Annotated in this window: 3 protein-coding genes and 1 pseudogene; 2 read left to right on the top strand and 2 right to left on the bottom strand. The window is 73.1% G+C overall.

All coding sequences use genetic code 11. The features are described from left to right. Window positions 1–3,707 (top strand): putative adhesin (locus tag E1265_RS40495; protein WP_132934545.1); only part of this gene is annotated, 3,707 nt, incomplete at its 5' end. A 23-nt stretch (window positions 3,708–3,730) separates the two neighbouring features. Continuing rightward, entirely contained in the window at window positions 3,731–4,144 is a 414-nt protein-coding gene (locus tag E1265_RS32450) for a hypothetical protein (RefSeq protein WP_132934544.1), read from the top strand. Window positions 4,145–4,174: 30 nt separating this feature from the next. Here E1265_RS32450 and aceB read toward each other — a convergent pair whose 3' ends face one another. Continuing rightward, entirely contained in the window at window positions 4,175–5,767 is a 1,593-nt protein-coding gene (gene aceB / locus E1265_RS32445; RefSeq protein WP_132934543.1) for a malate synthase A, read from the bottom strand. A gap of 45 nt (window positions 5,768–5,812) precedes the next feature. Then, window positions 5,813–5,938, bottom strand: a pseudogene (locus E1265_RS39945) (nucleotidyltransferase family protein); the annotation flags it as partial.

The raw sequence follows: 5,938 nt of genomic DNA, 5'->3' as shown, positions 1-5,938 counted from the left end.
CCGCCCTCGTCGTCCTCGCCGACACCCTCTACGACTACGCCAACGGCCGCGCTTCGCTGTGGGACGTCGCCTTCGCCGCCCTCGACTGCATCCCCGGCATGAAGGGCCTCACCACCCTCGGCGGACTCGCCCGTGGCATCCGCTCCCTGGCCACCACCGGCCTGCGCGGCCTGCGCCAGGGCGCCCTCGGCCTCGGCCGCGCGGTCCGCAGGTCCGGCAGGGCGGGCGACGACCTGGTGTTGCGCTCCGACCCGATCGACATGGCCACCGGCGAGATGGTCATGGACGCGACCGACCTGCGGCTCCCGGGCGTGCTGCCGCTCGTCCTGCGCCGACACCACCGCACCGGGCTGCGCACCGGCGGCTGGCTCGGGCCGTCGTGGGCCTGCACGCTGGACCAGCGGCTCCTCCTGGAGCCCGCCGGGGTGCGGCTGGTCACCGACGACGGCATGGTCCTCGACTACCCGAGGCCACTGTCCGACGCCCCGGTGCTGCCCGTCGAAGGCCCCCGCTGGGAGCTCTCCTGGGACGGCCGGCCCGGCGGTGAGATGACCGTGCGCCAGCCCGAGGCCGACCGCACCCTGCACTTCGGCACCGTCCCCGGCCGGCCGGGCGCCGAACTCCCCCTCACCGCGATATCCGACCGGCACGGCAACCGGATCCGCATAGCCCACGACGCGAACGGGACCCCCACCGACGTGGCACACGACGCCGGCTACCACGTCGGCGTCACCACCGAGGACGGCCGGCTCACCGAACTCCGGCTGCTCAGCGCCCCGGACCGGCCGGTGCTGCTGCGCTACGGCTACGACGAGCGCGGCAACCTGGCGGAGATTCGCGACTCCACCGGGGTGCCGCTGACGTTCACCTACGACCGCGACCGCCGCATGACGGGCTGGGTCGACCGCACCGGCACCTGGTACCGGTACCGCTACGACGACCGGGGCCGGTGCGTCGCCACCGAGGGCGTCGACGGGGTGCTCAGCAGCAGCATCAGCTACGACACCGAGACCCGCCGCACCCTCTTCACCGACTCACTCGGCCACACCACGGTGTACGAGTTCAACGACTGCTACCAGCTCGTCACCGAGACCGACGCCTCCGGCCACCACACCCGGCGTGCGTACGACCGCTACGACCGGCTGCTGTCACTCACCGATCCCCTGGGCCACACCACCACCTGTGCCTACGACGAGCGCGGCGAACTCGTCGAGCTGGTCAGGCCGGACGGTCGGCGCACCCGCTTCACCCGCGACGAGGACGGGCGGTGGACCGAGGCCGTGGGCGCCGACGGCCTCGGCTGGCGGCGGGAGTTCGACGAGCGAGGCAACCTGGTGCGGGTCGTCGACCCCGTCGGGGCGGTCACCCGGTACACGCACGACGAACGGGGCCGGCACACCTCGACCACCTCCGCGCTCGGCAACACCACCCGCATCGAGACCGACGCCGCCGGACTGCGGCTGGCCGTCACCGACCCGCTGGGCGGCACCGTGACCATCCGGCGCGACGCGTTCGGCAGGCCCGTGTCCCACACGGACCCGCTCGGCGCCACCACGAGCGTCGAGTGGACGCTCGAGGGCAGGCCGCTTCGGGTGACCGACGCCCAGGGCGGCACCCGGAGCTGGACCTGGGACGCCGGCGGCAACCCGCTCTCGCTCACCGACCCGCACGGCGCCACCACCCGATGGACCTACGGCCCGTTCGACCAGGTCGCCACCCGCACCGATCCCGACGGCACCCGCCACCACTTCACCAGGGACACCGAGCTGCGGCTCACCCGGGTCACCGGGCCCGACGGCCTGACCTGGGAGTACTCCCACGACGCGGCCGGCCGCACCGTGGCGGAGACCGACTTCGACGGCCGCTCCTTCAGCTACACCCATGACGCGTGCGGCCGGCTCGCCGCACGCACCAACCCCCTCGGCGAGGTCACCCGCTACACCCGGGACAGCGCCGGCCACGTCGTCAGCTCCGAGACGGCCGGGGCGCGCACCGACTTCACCCTCGACGCGGAGGGCCGCGTCCTGCGCGCCACCAGCCCGGACGTCGAGATCGAGCGGGTCTGGGACCCCATGGGCCGGCTGCTCTCCGAAACCTGCGACGGCCGCACGGTCAGCCACGAGTACGACCTCCTCGGCCGGCTCACGTCCACCACCACCCCCAGCGGCCACCGCACCAGCCACGGCTATGACGCTGCCGGCCACCGCATCACCCTCACCAGCGACCGGCACCACATGGCCATCCAGCGCGACGCCGCCGGCCACGAGCTGCGCCGCACCATCGACGCGCGGGTGGGTTTCGACCACACGTGGGACGACCTCGGCCGGCTCAGCCGGCAGACCGTCACCGTGGGCTCCCGTACCGTGCGCGAACGCGGCTACCGCTACCGTGCCGACCACCAGCTCACCGGGCTCACCGACTCCCTCGACGGTGACCTCGCGTTCGACCTCGACGCCATGCGGCGGGTCACCGGCGTCACGGGTCGGGACTGGACCGAGCGCTACGCCTACGACGCCGCGGGCAACCAGACCGTGGCCCACTGGCCCCCGGCCGCCGCCGGCGCGGAAGAGGCCGGCACACGCACGCACACCGGCACCCGCGTCACCACCGCGGGCCGGACCCGGTACGTCTACGACGACGCCGGCCGCACCATCGTGCGCCAGATCACCCGGCTGTCCCGCAAACCCGACACCTGGCGCTACACCTGGGACGCCGAGGGCCGGCTGGCGGCCGTCACCACCCCCGACGGAACCCGCTGGACCTATCTGTACGACCCCTTCGGCCGCCGCGTCGCGAAGCGGCGGCACGCGGCCGACGGCACCGTGGTGGAGCGCACCGACTTCAGCTGGGCGGGGCCGCTGCTGGTCGAACAGGTCACCACGGGCCGCCAGGAAACGGGCGGGACCACCGTGAGCTGGGACTACGACGGGCGGCGCCCCGTCGCCCAGACCGAGCGGGCGACGTCCGACGACATCGACGCCCGCTTCTACGCCATCGTCACCGACCTGGTCGGCACCCCCACCGAACTGGTCGACGAGGCCGGCGAGATCGCCTGGCGCGCCCGCCCCACCCTCTGGGGCCTCGGTGCCCCGGCCCCGGGCGCCACCACCGACACCCCGCTGCGCTTTCCCGGCCAGTACGCCGACGCCGAGACCGGCTGGCACTACAACGTCCACCGTCACTACGACCCGGCCACCGGCCGCTACACCTCGCCCGACCCGCTCGGCCTCGCGCCCGCCGCCAACCCGGTGACCTATGTGCCCAACCCGCACCGGTTCACCGACCTGCTCGGCCTGGCCGCCTACGAGGGGGGCGGGGCCGCGCCCGACGCGCCGGACGACGGTCTCTTCCCCAACCCGGGCGGCCGCGCCGACCGGGAGACGGTGTTCAGCGGCCACGGCGACATCGACCACTGGGACGTCCGCACCACCGTGGTGCCCGAGGGCACCACGCTGGCCATGTACTGTCGCCACGGCGAGACGATCACGGACGACTTCGCCAACGACATCGAGCTGGAGTCGCCCTGGCCGGTCGAGTTGTACGGCCCCGGCAGCGAGGTGCCCAACTACTGGCTCCGTCCCCCGGACGGCCTGACGGTCCTCGGACAGGCCAGAACCGTGGACGTGGCCACCCGGCTCTCCGACCTGCTGGAGCCCAACATGGGACGGGTGCACTGGGCGGCTTGCCGAGAGATCTACGGGCCGTGACCGGACAGCGGAGGGGACTGACGATGACCTACTACCCCGACCTCGCCCCCTACGACTACCTGCCGGCGACGGTGCCCGCGGGCGTCACCGCGCGCACCGTCGGCTGGCTGGACGACTCCCACCCGTTCGAACGCGGCCCGGCCCCCGCCGACTTCGTGCGGCGGCTCGGCCTGCTCTGCCGCGACCAGCGTCGGGCCCAGACCCGGGGCATCCACCGCTGCGGGCTCGCCCGGCTCGGCGGCTGCGGCCGGGAGCCCGTCCACGTGGACATCGAGGGGCGGCGGGTGCTGCTTGGCTCGGCCGAGGTCAGGGTCGCCGACGTGGACGGCGCGTGGCTGATCGCGCCCACCCTCGTGTACCACTACGTCACGGCCCACGCCTACCTGCCGCCCGATGCCTTCGTGGCGGCGGTGACCGACGACCGGGGGGCCGGCTGAGCCCCGCCGTCCTGTCCCGGCCCGTCCTGGTCAGTCGAGCAGCTCGTACGCCGGCAGGGTCAGGAAGTCGACGTACTCCTCGTCGAGGGCGATCCGCAGCAGCAGGTCGTAGGCCCGCTCCCAGCGGCCCTGGATGAAGGCGTCCTCGCCGATCTCGTCGCGGATCGCCACCAGTTGGTCGGCCGCCACCTGGCAGACGTAGTCGTGCGTCACCGTCTCGCCGTTGTCCAGCACCACCCCGGCGTTCAGCCACTGCCAGATCTGCGAGCGCGAGATCTCGGCGGTGGCCACGTCCTCCATCAGGTTGAACACCGCGACCGCGCCCCGGCCGGCCAGCCAGGACTGCAGGTAGCGGGTGCCGACCTGGATGGCGTTGCACAGCCCGTCGTGGGTGGGCTTCGCGGTCAGCGAGTCGACGGCCAGCAGGTCGGCCGCCGTGACCTTGACGTCCTCGCGCAGCCGGTCCTTCTGGTGCGGCCGGTCGCCGAGCACCGCGTCGAAGGACTCCCTCGCGACGGGCACCAGGCCCGGGTGCGCCACCCAGGAGCCGTCGAAGCCGTCCCCGGCCTCGCGGTCCTTGTCGGCCCTGACCTTCCGGAACGCCTCGGCGTTGGCCGCCTCGTCCCGGGACGGGATGAACGCTGCCATCCCGCCGATCGCGTGCGCCCCGCGCTTGTGGCAGGTGCGGACCAGGAGGTCGGTGTAGGCGCGCATGAACGGCGCCGTCATGGTCACCGCGTTGCGGTCCGGCAGCACGTAACCGGGGCCCGCGTCACGGAAGTTCTTGACGATCGAGAACAGGTAGTCCCAGCGACCCGCGTTGAGCCCCGAGGCGTGCTCGCGCAGCTCGTACAGGATCTCCTCCATCTCGAACGCTGCCGTGACGGTCTCGATCAGCACCGTGGCCCGCACCGTGCCGTGCGGGACGCCGAGCGCGTCCTGGGCGTGGCGGAAGACCTCGTTCCACAGCCGGGCCTCGAGGTGCGACTCCAGCTTGGGGAGGTAGAAGTAGGGGCCCTTGCCGAGCTCGATCAGGCGGGCCGTGTTGTGGAAGAAGTAGAGGCCGAAGTCGACGAGCGCACCCGGGATCGGGCGGCCCTCGACCGTCAGGTGCCGCTCGTCCAGGTGCCAGCCGCGCGGCCGCATCACGACGGTGGCCAGCTCCGCGTCGGGCTTCAGCGCGTACCGCTTGCCGCGCTCGTCGGTGAAGTCGATGCGGCGGCGGAACGCGTCGGCCAGGCTGAGCTGGCCGCCGATGACGTTGGCCCAGGTGGGGGAGGAGGCGTCCTCGAAGTCGGCGAGCCAGACGCGGGCGCCCGAGTTGAGCGCGTTGACGGTCATCTTGCGGTCGGTCGGTCCGGTGATCTCCACCCGGCGGTCGAGCAGCGCCGGCGGCGCCGGCGCCACCTGCCAGTCGCCGTCCCGGACGGCGGCGGTGGGCAGGAAGTCGAGCGCACCCGTCCTGGCGATCTCGGTGCGGCGATGGGCGCGCCGCTGGAGCAACTCGTCCCGGCGGGGGGTGAACCGCCGGTGCAGCTCGGCGAGAAAGCCGAGTGCCTCCTCGGTCAGCACCTCCTCCTGCCGTGGCAGGACGCTCGGGGCTGCGACGGTGACGGCGGACATGGGCGGTCACTCCTTCAGGAAGGCGGATAACGGATGTTAGTTTCCTCATGCCGGAAGATCAATGAGATCTTCCGGCTCGTCCACGTCGTCGGGCACGGCCACGTCCCCGCACTCCACCAGCGTGATCAGCCGCTCCCGCGCCCGCAGATAGCCGCGCGCCCCCGTGTCCCC

The organism is Streptomyces sp. 8K308 (assembly GCF_004348315.1).
GTDB lineage: Bacteria > Actinomycetota > Actinomycetes > Streptomycetales > Streptomycetaceae > Streptomyces.
The sequence above is the reverse complement of the archived record's forward strand: the minus strand, read 5'-3'. Positions and strand labels throughout refer to the sequence as shown.